The organism is Enterococcus villorum (assembly GCF_007990225.1).
Lineage (GTDB): Bacteria > Bacillota > Bacilli > Lactobacillales > Enterococcaceae > Enterococcus_B > Enterococcus_B villorum.
Map to the genome: position 1 here is coordinate 1 of NZ_BJWF01000008.1, position 19,326 is coordinate 19,326.

Annotated in this window: 13 protein-coding genes; 2 read left to right on the forward strand and 11 right to left on the reverse strand. The window is 35.7% G+C overall.

What is annotated here, in order from left to right; translation table 11 throughout:
• Positions 1 to 591 precede the first annotated feature (591 nt).
• The 8 genes from EVI01_RS04725 to dnaE all read right to left on the reverse strand — a co-directional run bounded on the left by EVI01_RS04725 (position 592) and on the right by dnaE (position 12,218).
• Positions 592 to 2,091 (reverse strand): HAMP domain-containing sensor histidine kinase, encoded by a 1,500-nt coding sequence (locus EVI01_RS04725; protein WP_010751342.1) that lies wholly within the window; start codon positions 2,089 to 2,091, stop codon positions 592 to 594.
• Positions 2,088 to 2,774 (reverse strand): response regulator transcription factor, encoded by a 687-nt coding sequence (locus EVI01_RS04730; protein ID WP_005875038.1) that lies wholly within the window; start codon positions 2,772 to 2,774, stop codon positions 2,088 to 2,090. The genes EVI01_RS04725 and EVI01_RS04730 overlap by 4 nt, the downstream gene beginning before the upstream one ends.
• Before the next feature lie 187 nt (positions 2,775 to 2,961).
• Complete coding sequence (gene gnd / locus EVI01_RS04735) at positions 2,962 to 4,383, reverse strand: NADP-dependent phosphogluconate dehydrogenase (protein ID WP_010751343.1); 1,422 nt, start codon at positions 4,381 to 4,383, stop codon at positions 2,962 to 2,964.
• Positions 4,384 to 4,603: 220 nt separating this feature from the next.
• Positions 4,604 to 4,783, reverse strand: coding sequence for a 50S ribosomal protein L32 (gene rpmF / locus EVI01_RS04740; protein WP_010751344.1), 180 nt, complete (start codon positions 4,781 to 4,783; stop codon positions 4,604 to 4,606).
• Between the two features lie 56 nt (positions 4,784 to 4,839).
• Complete coding sequence (locus EVI01_RS04745; RefSeq protein ID WP_010751345.1) at positions 4,840 to 5,406, reverse strand: YceD family protein; 567 nt, start codon at positions 5,404 to 5,406, stop codon at positions 4,840 to 4,842.
• 462 nt (positions 5,407 to 5,868) lie between these two features.
• Positions 5,869 to 7,653: a pyruvate kinase gene (gene pyk, locus EVI01_RS04750; RefSeq protein ID WP_010751346.1), complete on the reverse strand. Its 1,785-nt coding sequence runs from the start codon at positions 7,651 to 7,653 to the stop codon at positions 5,869 to 5,871.
• A 120-nt stretch (positions 7,654 to 7,773) separates the two neighbouring features.
• The gene (gene pfkA, locus EVI01_RS04755) at positions 7,774 to 8,736 is read right to left on the reverse strand and encodes a 6-phosphofructokinase (protein ID WP_010751347.1); all 963 of its coding nucleotides are present in this window, start codon (positions 8,734 to 8,736) and stop codon (positions 7,774 to 7,776) included.
• 167 nt (positions 8,737 to 8,903) lie between these two features.
• The gene (gene dnaE, locus EVI01_RS04760; protein ID WP_010751348.1) at positions 8,904 to 12,218 is read right to left on the reverse strand and encodes a DNA polymerase III subunit alpha; all 3,315 of its coding nucleotides are present in this window, start codon (positions 12,216 to 12,218) and stop codon (positions 8,904 to 8,906) included.
• A 222-nt stretch (positions 12,219 to 12,440) separates the two neighbouring features.
• Here dnaE and EVI01_RS04765 point away from each other — a divergent pair, with 222 nt between their 5' ends.
• Positions 12,441 to 12,629 (forward strand): YjzD family protein, encoded by a 189-nt coding sequence (locus EVI01_RS04765; RefSeq protein ID WP_010751349.1) that lies wholly within the window; start codon positions 12,441 to 12,443, stop codon positions 12,627 to 12,629.
• A 131-nt stretch (positions 12,630 to 12,760) separates the two neighbouring features.
• On the opposite strand, the gene EVI01_RS04770 is transcribed toward EVI01_RS04765, so the two are convergent.
• Positions 12,761 to 13,957, reverse strand: a complete 1,197-nt coding sequence (locus EVI01_RS04770; RefSeq protein ID WP_010751350.1) for a multidrug efflux MFS transporter — start codon at positions 13,955 to 13,957, stop codon at positions 12,761 to 12,763.
• 246 nt (positions 13,958 to 14,203) lie between these two features.
• Complete coding sequence (locus EVI01_RS04775) at positions 14,204 to 15,640, reverse strand: NCS2 family permease (protein WP_010751351.1); 1,437 nt, start codon at positions 15,638 to 15,640, stop codon at positions 14,204 to 14,206.
• 311 nt (positions 15,641 to 15,951) lie between these two features.
• Here EVI01_RS04775 and EVI01_RS04780 point away from each other — a divergent pair, with 311 nt between their 5' ends.
• A complete protein-coding gene (locus EVI01_RS04780) occupies positions 15,952 to 16,761 on the forward strand; it encodes a Cof-type HAD-IIB family hydrolase (RefSeq protein WP_010751352.1) in 810 nt (269 codons plus the stop codon).
• A 370-nt stretch (positions 16,762 to 17,131) separates the two neighbouring features.
• On the opposite strand, the gene EVI01_RS04785 is transcribed toward EVI01_RS04780, so the two are convergent.
• On the reverse strand, positions 17,132 to 19,285 hold the full coding sequence (locus EVI01_RS04785; protein WP_010751353.1) for a peptidoglycan D,D-transpeptidase FtsI family protein: 2,154 nt from the start codon (positions 19,283 to 19,285) through the stop codon (positions 17,132 to 17,134).
• Between the last annotated feature and the right edge of the window lie 41 nt (positions 19,286 to 19,326).

Here is a 19,326-nt window from a genome sequence, read left to right on the forward strand (position 1 = left end):
AAAACGCCCTACACATTTGGTTTGTCTTTGCTTTGTTCAGTTTTCAAAGGTCTCATTCTTTTTGTTTCAACAACTCTTATATCTTAACATTCCCTTAAGATTATGTCAAGAACTTTTTTCAAAAGTTTTTTCACCGAGTTGTTTTTCCGTCCTTAGCGACTTGATAAGTTTATCATCTCTCTAGTTATTTGTCAACAACTTTTCCGTTGATATTTCAATGCTTCAAGTGCGATTTCATTCAAGCGACTTCGTTATTATAACATGTTCGTTTTTCAACGTCAACCTGTTTTTTACAAAAGTTTATGTGAATTACAATCACACTTTATTAGAACAAATAATAATATATCAAGGACTCAAGAAAAATGCAATAGTAAAAAACATATTTTTCGCTATTATTTCAAAAGGCGAATATTAATTGATATAATAGCCTTTTTTACGTTTTTTTATTATTTTTATGATGCTTTTTGTTTTATTTATCACTAGATAGTTCGGTTATTTACATCTCGTTTTTCAACTATGCACCAGGAGGTTAAATGCCGATTGGTCTTTTTAAGAAAAAATGGCATAAAAAAACAAGTAAAGTCGTCTTCTTTACTTGTTTTCTTCCTTCACGATGGGAATAAAAATCCTAAAAATGGTTCCTTGTCCCACAACACTCTCTGCATTGATTCGCCCTTTGTAATTTTCAACGAGCTGTTTTGCTATCGATAACCCTAAGCCATTCCCACCTTTAGTTCGTGCTCTTGCTTTGTCTACACGGTAAAAACGATTGAAAATTTTATTGAGGTCTTCTTGTGGAATGCCTTCACCAAAATCTTGAATGGCTATCTCAAATTCACTCAATGTAGAAGAAATAGAGATATGCACTTCTTTTCTATTGGTCGAGTATTTCACCGCATTGTCCAAGATAATAATGATCAGCTGTTCAAAATGATTGCGATAAATCTGCAGTGTCACTTCCTTGGTTAAATCATCATCCAAGGTAATGATGTAATCGGGGTACAGTATTTTAAAATTATTATATACTTGATAAGTGACTTCTTTAGCCAGTGTCGTTTCATTTGTATAATGCATATCTACTTGTTCTGCTCTAGATAAATCAAGCATTTCTTGTACTAAACTTTTCATTCGACTAATTTCTTGCATGCTAGCGGTCAGTGATTCTTCTAATATTTCTGGATCGTCTTTTCCCCAGCGATTCAATAAACTCAGATGACCTTCGATAATAGCTACAGGTGTCCTTAATTCATGTGAGACATCTTCAACAAATTGCTCTTGTTGTTCAATATAAAGGCGCATCCGATCAAGCATCTCATTAAATATTTCTGCAAGGTCTGCCAACTCATCATCTGTATCGATTTTCGGCATATGGATATCTGATTGTGGATCTTTACGAATGGTATCCATTGTGTCTCTTAGTACTTTTAATGGCTTCAAGAAATAAGAAGATAAAAAGAAACCTAGGATACTACTTAAAATCAGTGAAACAACTTCTAATACAATTAATGTCAGTAATAATTTATTCCGAATATCATAAAAAGAGGATAATTCATAGAAGCTTTGTGCATAGCCTATTTTTTCTCTTGTCTCTTTTGAATAAATCGGTTGAACAGAAAGAAAACCTGTTTTCCCATCTAAAGTAACGATCGTCGGAACTTTTCTAGCTGTTTGAATTAAGGAACGGTCTGTCTCATGTGTTTTAAATATCAATTTTTCATCTAGGTTATAAACGTATAAATCCATTGATGATTGGCCTAATTCAGAAATAAAAGAATCTATTTTCATCAAGTTACCTTCAATGATGGAGGTATCACTTATGCTAGTATTATTTTTGGCATTGGTCAAATTTCGATACGTATTGACTAGTGTCAATTCTTCATTTGAATTAGCTAAACGAGAAGCGACTTTAGAAATCGTTCGTTCGTCATTGTTTCTTTCTTTTGCGACAATTAAATTGATGGATGACTTATACGTAATGACTGCAAAAATAGTAAAAACTACGAATATAAAGAAAGAACTTGCAAAGGCCCACTTGATTGTCAAGGAGGGACCTTTAAGTTCTCTTTTTTCAGATTTTTTCGGTTTTATCACGAGCGCATCACGTACCCTGTTCCACGGACTGTCTGGATATAGCTTTCTTCTCCTGGAACATCAATTTTATTGCGAAGGTAACGAATGTACACATCTACAACGTTTGTTTCAACTTCTGTTTCATATCCCCATACTTTATTTAGTAAAACGTCACGTGCTAATACTACATTGACATTTTCCATCAAAGTAAGTAACAATTCGTATTCACGTTTTGTTAATTCGATCACTTCACTTCCACGCCGTACCACGCGGTTTTCTTTTTCGATTGTTAAATCACGATAAGTAATCGTTGTTTGTTTTGCAACGTTCTTGTCGCCTTCAATGTCAATTCGACGTAACAAGGCGCGTAAACGAGCTAATAATTCTTCAATAGCAAAGGGCTTAACGATGTAGTCATCTGCTCCATGATCTAATCCTGAAACACGATCGATCACTGAATCTCTTGCAGTCATCATAATAATTGGTGTATTTTTCACTTGACGTACACGTCTGCATACTTCTAAACCATTTAATTCTGGTAGCATCAAGTCTAGTAAAATAGCATCCCATTCATTGTTTAATGCTGCATCTAATCCGGTACGACCATTATAATGGACTTCAGCGTTATAACCTTCGTGCTTTAATTCCAACTCGACAAAGCGAGCTAAGTTTTTTTCATCTTCAATGATTAGAATATTACTCATCAATCTTTTTCCTTTCTGTCTACGGGCTTTTTAAACTCTATCATTATACCGATAATCTGCTTAAAAATCTATAACCATTTTATCATGGATAACTATTTTTAAAAAGAGCTGAAGTCTTCTTGCATCAGTTGACCCCAGCTCTTTTGTCATCTTTTCATTTTAATCGTTATCTTATTAATCTGAACATTTATTCTTCATGGTACCATGAATAATGGAAAATACCTTCTTTGTCAACACGTTCATACGTATGCGCACCGAAATAATCGCGTTGCGCTTGGATAATGTTTGCCGGCAAACGTTTTGCTCTATACGAATCGAAATAAGCAATAGCAGAAGAAAATGTTGGAACGGGCACACCCGCTTGTACAGCTAAAGCTACTACATCTCTTACTGCTTGTTGGTACTTATTCGTGATATCAACAAAATAGTCATCCAACAAAAGATTTTCAATATCAGGATTTTTATCGTAAGCATCCGTAATCTTTTGTAAGAAACGAGCACGGATGATACAGCCAGCACGCCAAATTTTTGCAATTTCTCCAAAAGGTAGTGCCCAATCATACTCTTTTGAAGCAACACGTAATTGAGCGAATCCTTGTGCATAACTCATAATTTTGCTGAAGTACAATGCTTCACGGATTTTTTCAATTAGTTCTTTTTTATCTCCAGTAAAAGTGAAGTCATTTGTATGAGACAAGATTTTGCTTGCTTGTACCCGTTCTTCTTTATAAGCAGAAATGTAGCGAGCAAATACAGATTCAGTGATCAAAGGAAGAGGCACACCTAAGTCTAACGCACTTTGACTGGTCCATTTTCCAGTTCCTTTGTTACCAGCGGCATCCATGATAACATCCACAATTGGTTGTCCAGTGCCTTCATCATCTTTTCTTGTCAAAATATCTGCAGTAATTTCAATTAAATAACTGTCTAATTCCCCTTGATTCCATTCATTAAAGATCTCTGCCATTTCTTCAACTGACAAACCTAAAATATTTTTCATCAAGTCATAAGATTCAGCAATTAATTGCATATCACCGTATTCAATTCCATTATGCACCATTTTTACATAATGTCCAGCTCCATTTGGCCCAATATATGCTACACATGGGGCGCCGTCTTCTGCTTTAGCAGAGATTTGTTCTAAGATTGGCGCAACCAACTCATATGCTTCTTTTTGACCACCAGGCATAATAGATGGCCCTTTTAATGCGCCTTCTTCCCCACCAGACACACCAGTGCCGATAAAGTTGATACCAGAGTTAGCCAGCTCTTCATTACGACGAATCGTATCTTTGAAGAATGTGTTTCCACCGTCAATCAAAATATCTCCTTTATCTAAATGAGGAAGTAATTCTTGGATGGTTGCATCCGTAGCAGGACCAGCCTTGACCATCAAAAGGATGCGACGTGGTTTTTCGATTGAATCCACAAACTCTTCGATGGTATAGGTTGCTTTGAAATTTTTGTCTGGGTGTTCTTCCACCACATCCGTTGTCTTTGAACCAGTACGGTTGAATAAGGCAACTGAATAGCCTCGGCTTTCAATATTTAGGGCTAAATTTTTACCCATCACGGCCATACCGACAACGCCGATTTGTTGTTTTGACATATGAACTCCTCCTACATTTGGGATGTTCTCCCTAATCTCTCTCATTATAGCTTAACATGGCTTTATTGCAAACCAAAGAAGTACATCTTTTTTTGTTTGCTTCAAAATAGTCCTTCTTATCAACCTATAATATAAGCTAATTAATCAATTTATGTGAAAAAAATAAACCTCAAGGCTCCATGGTTAGCCTTGAGGTTTTACATTTCCTAATTAAAATGTATTAAGCTTCTTTAGACATGACGTCCTTGCCATCGTAGTGACCACAATTTGCACATACGTGATGGCTTTTTTTCATTTCACCACAGTTTGAGCATTCGTTTAGTCCTTTGATTGTCAATTTGTAGTGTGTACGACGTTTTGCTTTTTTAGCTTTTGATGTTCTTCTAGCTGGTACTGCCATTTTGCTACACCTCCTTGTAAAGTCTTGCATCATAAATGATACAATATATTCCAATCTTACGCTTTATCGTCTTCATTTGATGAATCAAAAAGTTCCGATAATTTTGCAAGACGAGGATCTACTTTTGTCTCGGCATCTTCTTTTTTTCTGCGTTCGTATTCTTCTTCAGAAATAACTTCCCAATCTGTTCCTTTTGGTAGCTCAGTAGCTTGTTCTTCTTCCGCTGTTAATACACGCATTGGAATTGCCAATAAAATGTTGTCTTCAATTGACGCTGTCAGATCAAGTTTTGCCTCTTCGATCAACAAAATCTCTTCTGTAGCCAATTGGTCGTCTCTGAGTTGGTACTGTTCTTTTGTCATAAACAGTTCATCTACAGTAAAATCCATTGGTAATTCAACAGGTTCTAGTGAACGAGTAGATGGAACAGTCAGAGTCGTCTGCACAGTGTAATGAACGAGATAGCCTTTTTTATCAACTGAGACTAACCCTTTGACTACAACAGGCATAACATCTAATATCAAATTGTCTCGCTTCATAAGATCCGCTTTAAGATCAAGGGTCTCATGAAAAGTTAACGGTGTCTCTTGGTATTTTCTCAATTCTAGTAAAGACCATTTCATTTTTCATCACTCCTAAGCAACAAAAGCAATTATACAGGGCAAAAACGTCATTGTCAATGAAATTTTCTTGACACCTTCCACTTCATAAAAAAACAATAAGACATTTATTAGCAGATGCCATTTTTATTATACTTTGTATTTTCCAATTTTTTCTTTCATTCAATTATTTTTTCGATTTTACTAGCAAGTTTTCCAACATTACACAAGAAATACTTCTGGTTTACTAGCAGTCTTTCTTTTTTATTTCTGCTTTTAAACTGTCAATCATGTGATTATTTTCCATTCATTTGTTATTGTAACGCAAGGAATGAATTACTATAAAAAACAAGAACCAACTAAAGCGATTCATTAAAACCTTTCATGAGTCCTTTGACATAAAATGAATGTTTCTTTTTTCTATAAAGCAAAAAACGGATAAGACAGATGTCCTACCCGTTTTCTTTATTATTAGCTAAATATGAATTAGATAGCTGTTGTTTCGCCACGGTATACAATACCACGACGTGAATCAACAGTGATTAATTCACCATCAATAATTGTTGAAGTTGCTTCTTTTGCACCAACGATAACAGGAATATCTTGAGCAATCCCTACAACAGCTGCATGTGAAGTTAATCCACCTTCTTCAACGATTACTGCTGCTGCTTTTTCAATTGCAGGCATATATTCTTTATCTGTTGTTGGAACGACTAAAATCATGCCGTCTTTTGCTTTTTTGATTGCCTCTTCAGCTGATGATGCAACAACTGCATTAGCAACCACTGATTTTTGTCCAACACCTTGAGCTTCTAATAATTTTGAACCAATCATTTGAATTTTCATCACGTTTGTTGTTCCGCGTTCACCAACTGGTACACCAGCTGTGATCAAGATCAAATCACCATCTGAAGCAAAGCCTAATTCAACTGCTTTTTGTGCAGCTAATTCAAACATTTCGTCAGTAGTTGATGGTTTGTCAGCAACAGTTGGGTAAACACCCCAGTTAAGCATCAAACCACGTTTTGTACGTTCGTCAAATGTTACAGCCAAGATATCAGCATCTGGACGGTATTTAGAGATCATTTTAGCTGTGTAACCAGACTCAGTGGCAGCAACGATTGTTTTCACGCCTAAGTTTTTAGCAGCACGAGCAACAGATAAACCGATTGTTTCTGTTACATCAGTTTTATCAAATTCATTTAATTGGAAAGTTCCTAATTCTGACAATGCATTTTCAGCTTGTTGGTCGATACGAGCCATTGTTGCAACAGCTTCAACTGGGTAGTCACCATTTGCTGATTCACCTGATAGCATAGTTGCATCTGTTCCATCAAATACAGCATTAGCAACGTCAGATGCTTCTGCACGTGTTGGACGTGGATTTTCTTGCATAGATTCCAACATTTGTGTTGCTGTAATTACTGGGATACCCGCTGCATTACATTTTTTGATGATACGTTTTTGAACCATTGGTACTAATTCAGCTGGAATTTCAACACCCATGTCACCACGAGCGATCATAACACCGTCTGAAACTTTAATAATTTCATCAATGTTATCAATACCTTCTTGTGATTCAATTTTAGGGAAGATTTGAACATGTGTCATGTTTTTCTCTTCTAAAATTTCACGGATATCTAAAACGTCTTGTGCTTTACGAACAAAACTTGCAGCGATAAAGTCAATATCATTGTCCAAGCCAAAACGGATATCATCTGCATCTTTTGGTGTAATACCTGGTAAGCTGATTGAAACACCAGGTGCATTTACACCTTTACGTGACCCTAGCATACCTGCATTTTTCACTTCTACAACTAATTCACGAGTTGCTTCATCTTTTTCAATGATTTGCATATCAATCAAACCATCATCAAATAAAATATGTCCACCTACATGAACATCTTCAAATAATCCTGGGTAAGTAACAGCAATTTTTTCTTTTGAACCCACGTGTTCAGGATCCATTGAGATACGAGTTTTGTCGCCTACTTCAAATTTGATGTAGCCTGCGCGACCAAAATCAGCTTCTGTTGTTCCTTGAACAGTCGTACGAATTTCAGCACCTTTTGTATCTAAAAGAATACCTACATCTTTACCTGTTTTTTTAACCGCTTCACGAACCATTGTCATACGTGATAATTGTTCTTCATGATCACCATGTGAAAAGTTGAAACGGAAGACATTTGCCCCAGATTCAATTAATTGAGAAATAATTTCTACTGAATTACTTGCTGGTCCTAATGTACTAACGATTTTAGTTTTTTTCATTTTACAAAACTCTCCCATTCAATTTTGTTTATTTAAAGCCATTTAAAGCCTAAATACCGAAGATAACAAGCTATATCTGCTTTAGATATAGTTTTTATTTTAAATAACATCCTTCCAATCTTAGAATGAAAGTGAGTTATTCAAATCATAAAGTGATAAATCTGGTTTATGTTTATTGTTTTCTAATGTATCAATGATGTCTGCAGCCACGATTTCATTGTCATGGATACCTACACACAATCCACCTTTTCCAGCTTGAAGTAATTCAACAGCATAAGCACCGAATTTACTTGCCAATACACGGTCACGTGCACTTGGAGCGCCACCACGTACTACGTGTCCTAAGATAGATACACGTGTATGATAATCACCATACTCAGAAAGTTTTTCAGCAAATTCATTTCCGCCCATTACACCTTCTGCTAAAATGATTAAGCAATGTTTTTTCCCACGATCGCGGCCTTCTTGGATTTTTTTAGCAACAGATGCCATATCAAAATCATGTTCAGGAATAATAATTTCATCTGCCCCGCCGGCAACACCTGACCATAATGCGATATCGCCTGCATTACGTCCCATTACTTCAATGACGAAAGTACGTACATGTGAAGTCGCTGTGTCACGGATACGGTCGATTGATTCTAGTACTGTATTGATTGCTGTATCAAAACCAATAGTGAAATCTGTTCCTGGAATGTCATTGTCGATTGTTCCTGGAACCCCAACAGCAGGGAAGCCACGTCTTGTCAATGCCATTGCTCCATGGTAAGAGCCGTCTCCACCGATAACAACTAGACCTTCGATACCGAATTTTTTCAATTGTTCAATACCTTTTAATTGTCCTTCTTCAGTTGCAAATTCTGGGTAGCGTGCAGAATACAAGAATGTACCACCACGTTGGATCTTATCACCTACATCAGCAACGTCTAAACGACGAATGTCACCTGCAACTAAACCAGCAAACCCATAATTGATTCCGTATACTTCTAATCCTTCATAAATTCCTTTACGAACAACAGCGCGAACAGCTGCATTCATCCCCGGTGCATCCCCACCACTGGTCAAAATTCCGATGCGTTTCATAATAATCATTCACCTCATTAAATTACTTTATCCTAAGCAGTACTTAGGTTTATAACCTTCTTTACGTTAACCACGACTAACATTCTAACATTATTTTTCTCAATTGTCTTGATTTACTGATAAAAAAATGAAAAAAAATGAAAGCAAATAGTATTTTTTACCGTAAGTTATTTGAAAACAACATTACCTTCATCTAATAAGCTAGTTAACTGTTTCTTTAAATTTTCACTACCATCTACCCAATAATTTTGTGCTAATACAACTTTACGCTGATTTTTTTCATGATACATCACTACTGGAATATACCCTGTATAGTTTTGAATGATTCCTTGAAGTTGCTGCATCGTTTTAGGGTCGTCAAACTCTTCTTTTATCCGTAAATAGCATGTTTGATCTGGATATTTTTTTTCCATTTCATCTGGATCAGAAAAGTTTTCTCCGATCAATTGTAACTCTTGATTATATTTACTAATTTCGGGTTTTCCTTGAATAAAAATAACTTTATTTATTGTAAATAATTGACGAAATTGACGATAAAATTTAGGAAAAACAGTGATGGCGATTTCGCCACTGCTATCTGTTCCTTCAATAAAGGCCATCCGTTCTCCTTTTTTTGTTCTGATTTCACGGATATCCTTGATCATCACTAAGATACTGGTCATCTGTTTAGGAATGATTTCGGTAATTAATTGAATTTTTTTGGCTAACTTCAATCGTTCGTAACCTTCTGTCGGGTGACCGGATAAGTAAACGCCTAGATATTCTTCTTCCAGTTGTAATTTTTCTTCTAGTGTGTAATCGGCTACCTCTTCTTCTTTTAATGCCATAATTCCTAACAATTCCAAGCTGCCACCACTATAAATAATATTTTGGATTTTACCTTCTAAGTCAAGCATTAGTTGCTTACGGTTCGGTGTTAATTCATCGAATACACCAACAGCTACTAAAGATTGTAGCAATTCTAATTTCAACCAACGTTTATCTAAGCGAATCAAAAACTGATCAACTGATTGATAGGCTCCATTTTCTTTTCTTTCTTTTAAAATATCCTCAATAAAGTCTTTTCTAACTCCTTTTATTGCCGTTAAACCAAAACGAATTTCTGTCTTATTAATCAATTCAAATCCATAATAACTCTGGTTGATCGAAGGTGCTGATAATTTTAATTTTTTCTTGCGGGCTTCTGCGATATATTCTTTTAATTTTGTCGTGTTATGACGAACGGCATTCATCAAACTGACAAAAAATGCCCCAGGATGATGTTCTTTGAGGTACCCCATTTGGAATCCGACAAAAGAATAAGCAAATGCATGGGAACGATTAAAACCATAATTAGCAAAACGCTCAATGTAATCATAAACTTCAATTGCTTTTTCTTTTGAATACCCTTGTTTTAACGCCCCATTTACAAAATGTTCTCGTTCTTTATCAATCACTTCTTTTTTCTTCTTACTGATTGCTCTTCTCAATATATCAGATTGTCCCAGAGAAAAACCTGCCATAGTCGCAGCAATCTGCATGATTTGTTCTTGATAAACGATAACACCATACGTATTTTTTAAAATGGGTCTTAAAGAATCATCCGGATAGTGGATTTTTTCTTTTCCTTTTTTACGAGAAATAAACGTATCAATATTTTGCATAGGACCAGGACGATATAACGCGTTCACTGCCGCAATATCTTCAATTGTCTCTGGTCCTAATCGTCTTAGCACATTCCGAATACCCGCCGATTCAAATTGAAAGACGCCAGTCGTATCTCCTTGCTGAAAAAGTAGTAGTGTTTTAGGATCGTTCAATGGAATTTTCTTTAATTGAATCTCTTTTCTTTCTACTTTCTTGATGGCTTTCAATGCATAATCAATAATCGAAAGGTTTCGCAAACCTAAAAAGTCCATTTTTAAAAGACCGATCGCTTCGACATCATTCATTGTATATTGTGTCAAAAAAGCTTCGTCTGATCCTTTCTGCAGTGGAACAAGTTCTAAAAGATTTTTATCGCTGATCACGACTCCTGCCGCATGGGTGGAAACATGTCTTGGCAATCCTTCTAAAATCAAAGCTGTTTTGAATAACAATTGATTTTTTTCATTTGCATTGACTAATTCCACTAGTAGTTTAGATGTGCGATAAGCTTCTTGTAAAGTCATCTTTAATTGGTTTGGAATCGCTTTTGACCATCGATTGGCTTCACTTTGTGACAATCCAAATACACGGGCAACATCTCGCAAAACCATTTTAGCAGCCATTGTTCCAAATGTCGCAATTTGCGCCATATGATATTGTCCATATTTTTCTCTTACATAATCCAATACTTCTTCACGACGATTATCAGGAATATCTAAATCAATATCTGGCATCGTGTAACGCTCCGGATTTAAAAAACGTTCGAATAACAAATGATATTGCAAAGGATCAACATCTGTGATCTCTAGAAGGTACGCTACCAATGATCCCGCAGCTGATCCACGACCTGCCCCTGTAACAATTTTTTTGCGGTGAGCAAAAGCCATCACATCCCATACAATTAAGAAGTAATCATCAAACCCCATTTGGTGAATGATTGATAATTCATAAGTAAGACGTTCTTGGTATTCAGGTGTGATTTTTGCTACTCGTTCTTTCAGTTTTGAATGACACAATTCATCAAGATAAGGTCCTGCCTTTTTTTGATCTGGAATTGGATAATGCGGCAATAATTTTTGATGAAATTGAAATTCAAAAGAAATAGATTGGGCTAAATGTTGGGCACCTTTTAATGCCTGATTAAGTTTTGCTTCATTAAATTTATGAATCATTGCTTGTTCCGAAAGCAAAAAATTGGTAGTTTCTTCTGTTTGCTGTTGATTGATTTCTTCTAATGAAAGTTGACTGCCCTCTCTAAGATGCCTCATCGTATCAAGTGCAAATAGTTCTTCTTTTCTTAAGGCCTCAACAGGATGCAAAGCACACAGAGAATACCTATTTTCTGTTAAGAAAGTTTGCCATCCATCGGGCTGTTCAAAAATTGTTTCAGTCACACCAACATAAAAATCTTGGGATGCCACTTTTCTTTTTAAAGACTCCCAATGGTTTGTAAAAGAATCTTTATGTTCAAATTCATCAACCACAGAATGATGAGGCGGAATGACGAATATCAAATGGTCTGTTTCATCAAACTCGGTGAGCGATAGCTTTTCTTGGAGCATTTTTTTGCTAGACAACTTCATTAATTGTTGGTAACCAATGCCATCTTTTGCGTACACCAACAAATCAAAGAGTTGAGTTTCATATGTATACGTAAGCAGGAGACCAACAATGGGCTTTATTCCTTCTTTGATACATATTTGATAAAATTCCGGTACGCCATACAACACATCTCGGTCGGTGATGCCTAAGACGGTGTAGCCTAAGTTTTTCGCTTCTTGCACATACTCTTGAATTTTGATTGTACTTTGCAATAACGAATAAGAAGTTTTTGTATAAAGTTGTGGGAAAAACATGTCCATTCCACCTTTTATATAATTAGACAACTGTTCAATTAAATTGATTGCTTTGTATAAATATCAACTACTATTCATTTGCAAAAATTCGCTTCTATTTATATTATATTTCTTTATTTTACCACAATGAACTGTTAATGCATAAAACTTGTTTTTTATAGCCAGCTTTCTTTACATTCACAAAAAATCTGGTAAACTAATCTTAGAAAAGAGGTGTTCTTTATGCGATATATCGTAACATTATTTTGGTCATTTGTTTTAGGGCAAGTTGTAGGTTACATTGGTGGTGCACTGACTAGCGGTGCGTATGATTTTACTTTAACAACAATTATTTCCTTGGTTGCAGGCGTTATTGTCATTTTACTTGGTGCATTAGCATCTCCTAAAAAAGAAGCCTCATCACATTCATAAAAAACCAAGCGAGGGAGAGATTCGTCTCACCCTCTTTTTTTGTGCCTTTTGATAAAAATCGACCCTTTCGACAAAATCAAACGTTTGACAAAAAATTCGCTATTATTTCGTCTTTGAACAGCTTTAGCCATTTATAATCGTTGTTGAAGTACTTTTCTGAAGTTAAATAATGACAAGAGGATATTTGATAAAACAAATAAACTGGTCGCGATAAATACTGCTCGATAATTAAACGCATGAGCAACCGTTGAACCTACCATTGGTCCAAATACTTGTCCAAAGTTACTACACATTTGGTTATAACTATAAATTCGGCTAACTCCTTCTGGTGGTGTGATTTTACTAATAAGTGTGTTGATAGATGGCATTAATGCGCCAGTTGAAAAACCAAGAATAAATCGCAAGATCCCTAATTCTAGTGGGGTAGTCACAAACGCCATTGGAAAATAACAGCAAAAAGATAAGATCAAACCTGCCAATAAAACTTTTTGATTGCCAATTTTGTCGCCTAATTTCCCTAATTTTGGTGAGGAAAAAACCGCTGATACACCTGATACAGACACAATCAAACCACTAACGAATAAAATATTTCCTGCATTCCCACTTAATTGTCTAATATACAATGTTAAAATGGGACTAATTGTTGTAATACCAATTTGAAGAATTAAAGTAGTAATAAATAAACCAATCAAGATTGATAAATGTTTCATTTTTGAAAAAATTTCTTTCGTACTGATCATATCATTTTTTTCTACGGGATGAAAATCTTCTTTTACTAAAAAGATCGTCAAAAGAGTTGTTATAAGTAGCAATGCCCCAGTAATCAAAAACACTTTTTCCATGCCAAACCATTGAGCAAGAGCTCCCCCCATGGATGGACCAATTAAACTACCAGCAATCGCACCAGTTGACAATGTTCCTAAAGCCCAACCGCTTTTTTCTTTAGGTGCTTGTGAAGCAATCATGGCAGTCGCATTCGGTATGTAGCCAGATAAAATACCGTTTAAAAAACGCATAACAAGTAACCAATACGCATTGGGCACAAAAGCCAAAGAACCCATTGTTAGTGTCATGCCAGCTGCCGCTCGGATCATCATCAGTTTGCGACCTTTGCGATCCGCTAAATTTCCCCAGATAGGAGCCACAATGGCAGAAGCAAACGCTGTCACAGAAATGGCTAATCCTGAAAATAATTCCACTTGGTCACGTGGAGTACCTAATTGCTCAACATAAACAGGGATAAATGGCATGACTAAACTAAAACTAGCACCCGTGAAAAAACAGCCAATCCAAGCAACAAATAGGTTTTTCTTCCATTGTATCTTCATTGATCATCCTCCTCTCTTTTTGCCTTTTTTAGAATACCCTCTTTTTGAAATAGTAGGCAATTAGTGTCAAGAAACGAAGAAATTTTGTTCTATGTACTAGTAGCAACGCTTCTTTCAAGGGCCTATTTCAATTTTATCAATGAATCGCTTTTGTGACAAAAAAACACCCTCAACGATCAACATCGAAGAGAGTGAAAAACATTATATAGGATAGGAAATGACTGCTAGCCTTTTTTTATCTAAAATTTATATTGTTGCTAAAATGATGAAGTTAAGAATAAACAAAATAACGACAATCCATAGTGGAATAGACACTTCTTTTACTTTACCTTTGATTACTTTTACGATTGTGTAGAAAATGAACCCTGCAGCAATCCCGTAAGAAATACTATAACATAAACCCATAAAGATTGAAGCAAAGAATGCTGGTAACGCTTCTTCTAAATCAAGCCAATTGATATCAGCAAATGAAGCCATCATCATAACCCCAACTAAAATTAACGCTGGAGCAGTTGCTTGGTTAGGAACAATTGAAATAAGCGGTGAAAAGAAACTACTTAAAGCAAAAAGAATAGCGACTACAACAGAAGTCAAGCCTGTACGACCACCAGCACCAATTCCAGCAGCTGATTCCACATAAGTTGTCGTATTTGATGTACCAAAGACAGCCCCTACTGAAGTAGCGATTGCATCAGCAAAAAGTGCTTTATCCATTTTTGTTTTGAATCCTTTACCATCTTCTAATGCTTCTTCGTCTTCTTTTGAGAAAATACCTGTACGGCGTCCTGTTCCAATGAACGTTCCAATTGTGTCAAATGTATCAGATAAACTAAAAGCAATGATCGTCATGATCACTTGTGGAATTTTTGAAGAGTCACTAAACAATGATTGCATACCATCTGCACCAAAAGCTGCACCAAAAGTTGTACCTAATTCTTTAAAGGAGCTACCTAACGAATTCGCTTGCCAATCAATCATACTTAAATCAACAACGCCCATTAAGATACCTAAGATAGTTGTGACTACAATACCAATCAACATCGCTCCACAAACATTTTTAACAACCAAGATTGCTGTAAGGATCAACCCGATCACAGCAAGTAAGATCGGTGCATTGTTAAAGTTTGCCAAAGCAGGAACAATGCCTCCATTAACTGTTACATTTGTTGCTTTACCACTTTCTACGACCGAACTAGTAATCGCTGCTTGGTCAGCAGAAAAAGATAAAAATCCAGCATTTTTAATCCCTACATAGGCCACAAAAATACCAATACCGCCACCAATAGCATGTTGTAAACTTTCAGGAATCGAATGAATAATCAGCTTTCTTATTTTTGTAACGGTAATAAAAATATTTACCATCCCACAAATAAAAACCATCGCTAACGCTTGTTGCCAAGAATAACCTAAACCAAAAACGACAGTAAAAGTAAAGAAAGCATTTAGTCCCATACCAGGCGCTTGAGCGTAAGGAACATTCGCAAATAACCCCATCACTAAAGTCCCGATAATTGAAGCAATAATCGTAGCTAAGAACACCGCTTGAAACGGCATACCAGATGCAGATAAGATGGTTGGATTCACAAATAAGATATAACTCATTGCAAAGAAAGTTGTGACCCCCGCCATTATTTCTGTTGGTACATTTGTATTATTTTTCTTTAATTGGAAAAATTTTTCCATAAAAAAATTCCACTCCCTGATTTTTTTCTGACGTAAAGCGCCACAATTAAAAGAAATAAGTCAAACATCAGCGTTTGTGTCGAACAAATGTAAATTATAATCACACTTCATTCGTTTTTCAACAAAAAAAACAAAAAAATGAAGCAAAAAACAGTTAATGTTCGTGTTTTGCTCGAAAATTGTAAAAAAAACCCAAAAATGCGTTTTCTTTTTTGTTGTAAAATTTATTTGCTCTTCTCACTTTGCTTCTTGTTTATTAAAAAAAATATGCTAGACTGAAACAAATACCAGCTTTGAAAGGAATGAAATTTTTGAATAGAAAGCTAATTGCCATTGATTTAGATGGAACAACTTTAAATCAAGATTCAATGATTACATTGAAAACAGAAGAAACTTTAAAAAAGGCCATGGATGCTGGTCATCATGTTAGTATTGCTACCGGACGTCCATTTAGAATGAGTCATCATTACTATCAACAATTGGGGTTAACTACACCGATGGTCAACTTCAATGGCGCCTTAGTCCACATTCCAAATCAATATTGGGCTTATGAAAAAGAAACATTGATTGACAAACAAATTGTCTTTGATATTTTGGCTCAAAAACGTCAGCTAAATCTAGATTTTATTGCTGCTGAAAATCGTGAAACTTATTTTATTGATAGTTTTGATTTTTTTGATGAGAAAATATTTGCTGCCACCAAACCTAGTCCTCAAAATTTATTATCTCCTCAAAATCTAACAACAAACCCTACCTCTTTACTTGTACGAACTGAAAAAAGATATGCTGAACAAGTTTCCAATGAGTTAACTCGACAATTTGGTAATCTTGTTGATGTTCGTACTTGGGGGGGCCCGATGGCTATTTTAGAAATTGTCTCTAAAGGAATTGAAAAAGCAAAAGGTGTTCATCGTATTGCTAATTATTTGAATATTGATCAAAAAGATGTGATCGCTTTTGGTGATGAGCATAATGACTTGGAGTTATTAGAATATGCTGGTTGGGGTGTTGCAATGAAAAATGGTACTGAACAGTTAAAAGGTGTGGCCAATGATGTCACTGAACTGACTAACCAAGAAGACGGTCTAGCTACTTATTTAGAAGATTTACTTGTATTATAATCATAAAAAAGGTTCGTCATGAAAACAATAATTTGTTTCATGATGAACCTTTTTTATGTCAGAGTATATGAAATTTTTTTTCGTTTTAACTCTACTTCTTGAAGCAGAACATCCTTAAAATAACCTCTATTAAACGGTATTTTAACGATTGCTTCTTCGGAATTAAGCCAGAAAACTCAAAAATATGAAAAGCTATTTTCAATTTTTCTGTCTTAATTCTTGAAGCAGGGCATCCTTAAAATGACCTCTATTTAAACGGTATTTTAATGATTGCTTCTTCGGAATTAAGAAAAACCATTCAAAAATATGAAAAGCTATTTTCGAATGATTTCCCTTAATTCTTGAAGCAGAGCATCCTTAAAATGACCTCTTATTTTGCCATAAACATATCGTAATAGGTATCCATTATTTCTTTGGCAATGGTTAGATTCATATGATCTTTTTCGTCTACCAGGTTAGGCAAAACGACGCTGATGGCAATTTCTGGGTTATCCGTGGGGCCGTATGCCACAATATTACTATTAACTGTGGTGATATCTGGATGTCCTTCTGCGATGGTTTCAGCAGTCCCCGTTTTAGCAGATAGATCCATTTTTGCACTAGCTAATGGTTTCGCAGTGGTATAAGCATCTGTTCCATGAACCACTTGATGGAATCCTTCACGCAGAATTGACATATCTTCTGCTGAAATATCGACAGTATTTTCTACTTTCGTTTCCATTTCTTTTTTCACTTCTCCGAGATTTCCATTTTCATCGTTGCCATAAATAGCTTTAACTAAACGCGGTTGAATTCTTTTCCCGCCGTTAGCGACTGTTGAAGCGTATTGCGCTAATTGAATAGGTGTATAGGTGTCAAACTGTCCAAATGCTAAATCAGTAAAGTTACCAGGTGTATACCATTGTGCGCCATTATCCGTATTAAATTTCTTCATAAAATCAACAGACCGAGAAATCCCAGGTGATTCATTTGGTAAATCAATCCCTGTTTTTGTCCCAAGACCGAATTGATTAAATGCCTTACGTAATTCTTCGTAAGCTTTGGACTCTTCGTCAAGCGATGGAAGCCCCATATTTGGTGTATACTCTAAACCTAACATTTTTAAAGCAACTTTGATCATATAAGTATTAGATGAGAGTTCCAATGCTTTTACTGCATTGATCGCTAATTGACCACTGCGATTGAATACGGAACTTTTTTCTGATGACCCTTGTAGTTTGATTGGTTCATCCACTAAAACTTGATTACCCGAAATGACATTGGTTTGCCAACCCGCAGTTAATGTTCCTGCTTTGACGACAGAACCTGGTGTAAAGGCACTAGTAATGGTACCCAAAGCATTTTCTGTCAATTCTTTTGAACCTTCTTCGTGACTAAAACCAGTCATTGCTAATATTTCACCCGTTTGTGGATTCATTGCTACTGCATAGGCACCTGGTGAATAAGTGGCTTTCCCACTGTCAATTAATTTTTGGTAATTTGTTTTTAAAATGTTTTCTACTTTTGCTTGGAAATCAGCGTTTAGTGATAACATTAAATTAGACCCTTTTTCCCCAGCAAAGATCTCTTTTTGATTTGTTACATTACCATTACTGTCTAATGTCACTTCGTATTGTGTTTTGCTTCCCTGTAAGACATCTTCATATTGTTTTTCAAGGTAACTCTGCCCTACTCGATCATTACGAGAATAACCTTTTGCTAAGTATTCATCCACTTGTTCTGCAGGTAGCCCTTGTTTTTCTGTCGTGACACTCCCTAAAATACTCTTTATTGAATCTGCAGCAGTATACTGACGATTCCAGTCAGTTCCTGTGGACACCCCTGGTAACTCGGAGGCATGTTCTGCTACTACTGCTAGTTCTTGATCGGTTACTCCTGTATTTTTGATAAATACGGTATTTAATTTATAAGCGCTATTCATTTTTTTGAAAATCGTTGCAATTTTTAATTGTTCTTCATTGAAGTTGATTTCTTCATCAGTCACTTTATCTACTGTGGCTTTGTATTGTTCACTTGTATCAAGTTTCTGTTCTTTAGCTGAAAGACGTTCAGTTGCTTCTTTTAGATGTTTGGGATCAGCTAGCCAAAAGTCTTTTTTATCACGTGCCGTCAAATTCTCATCCACTGGCATATCAATCAATTGATTCAATTTTGTAGCTACTTTAAGCAAATCCTCTGCCGTCATTTGTGTGCCCCTTGTAAAGGTGATTGCTTGATTTGCTTGGTTCGTTACTAAGGCTTTCCCGGTTGAATCATAAATCATCCCCCGAGGAGAACTTGTTTGTATGGTCAATGTCGAAGAAGATTTTACTTTTGCTTCCATTTCCTCTCCATTAATGATTTGTAGATAGCCTAATCGTGCAATCAATGCGACGAACAATGTAAATATAATGAAAAAAAGAAAATTTAAGCGAAAAGGCACGTGAGAACGCCGAAAAGGTTTGTTTTTTGGTTCTTGGGTTCCTTTTTTCAATTTATCCATCCATGAATTATTCAATATTTTTTTCATAAAATTTTTCATCATTCCTATCTATTTTCCCTACTTGCATTTGTATTTTATTGTAC

Excerpts from the sequence above, each read along its gene's own strand:
- EVI01_RS04775 (WP_010751351.1), bottom strand. The coding sequence starts at position 15,640 with ATGGAAAAATTTTTCCAATTAAAGAAAAATAATACAAATGTACCAACA.
- EVI01_RS04765 (WP_010751349.1), top strand. The coding sequence starts at position 12,441 with ATGCGATATATCGTAACATTATTTTGGTCATTTGTTTTAGGGCAAGTT.
- EVI01_RS04770 (WP_010751350.1), bottom strand. The coding sequence starts at position 13,957 with ATGAAGATACAATGGAAGAAAAACCTATTTGTTGCTTGGATTGGCTGT.
- pyk (WP_010751346.1), bottom strand. The coding sequence starts at position 7,653 with ATGAAAAAAACTAAAATCGTTAGTACATTAGGACCAGCAAGTAATTCA.
- rpmF (WP_010751344.1), bottom strand. The coding sequence starts at position 4,783 with ATGGCAGTACCAGCTAGAAGAACATCAAAAGCTAAAAAAGCAAAACGT.
- pfkA (WP_010751347.1), bottom strand. The coding sequence starts at position 8,736 with ATGAAACGCATCGGAATTTTGACCAGTGGTGGGGATGCACCGGGGATG.
- gnd (WP_010751343.1), bottom strand. The coding sequence starts at position 4,383 with ATGTCAAAACAACAAATCGGCGTTGTCGGTATGGCCGTGATGGGTAAA.
- EVI01_RS04745 (WP_010751345.1), bottom strand. The coding sequence starts at position 5,406 with ATGAAATGGTCTTTACTAGAATTGAGAAAATACCAAGAGACACCGTTA.
- dnaE (WP_010751348.1), bottom strand. The coding sequence starts at position 12,218 with ATGTTTTTCCCACAACTTTATACAAAAACTTCTTATTCGTTATTGCAA.
- EVI01_RS04730 (WP_005875038.1), bottom strand. The coding sequence starts at position 2,774 with ATGAGTAATATTCTAATCATTGAAGATGAAAAAAACTTAGCTCGCTTT.
- EVI01_RS04785 (WP_010751353.1), bottom strand. The coding sequence starts at position 19,285 with ATGATGAAAAATTTTATGAAAAAAATATTGAATAATTCATGGATGGAT.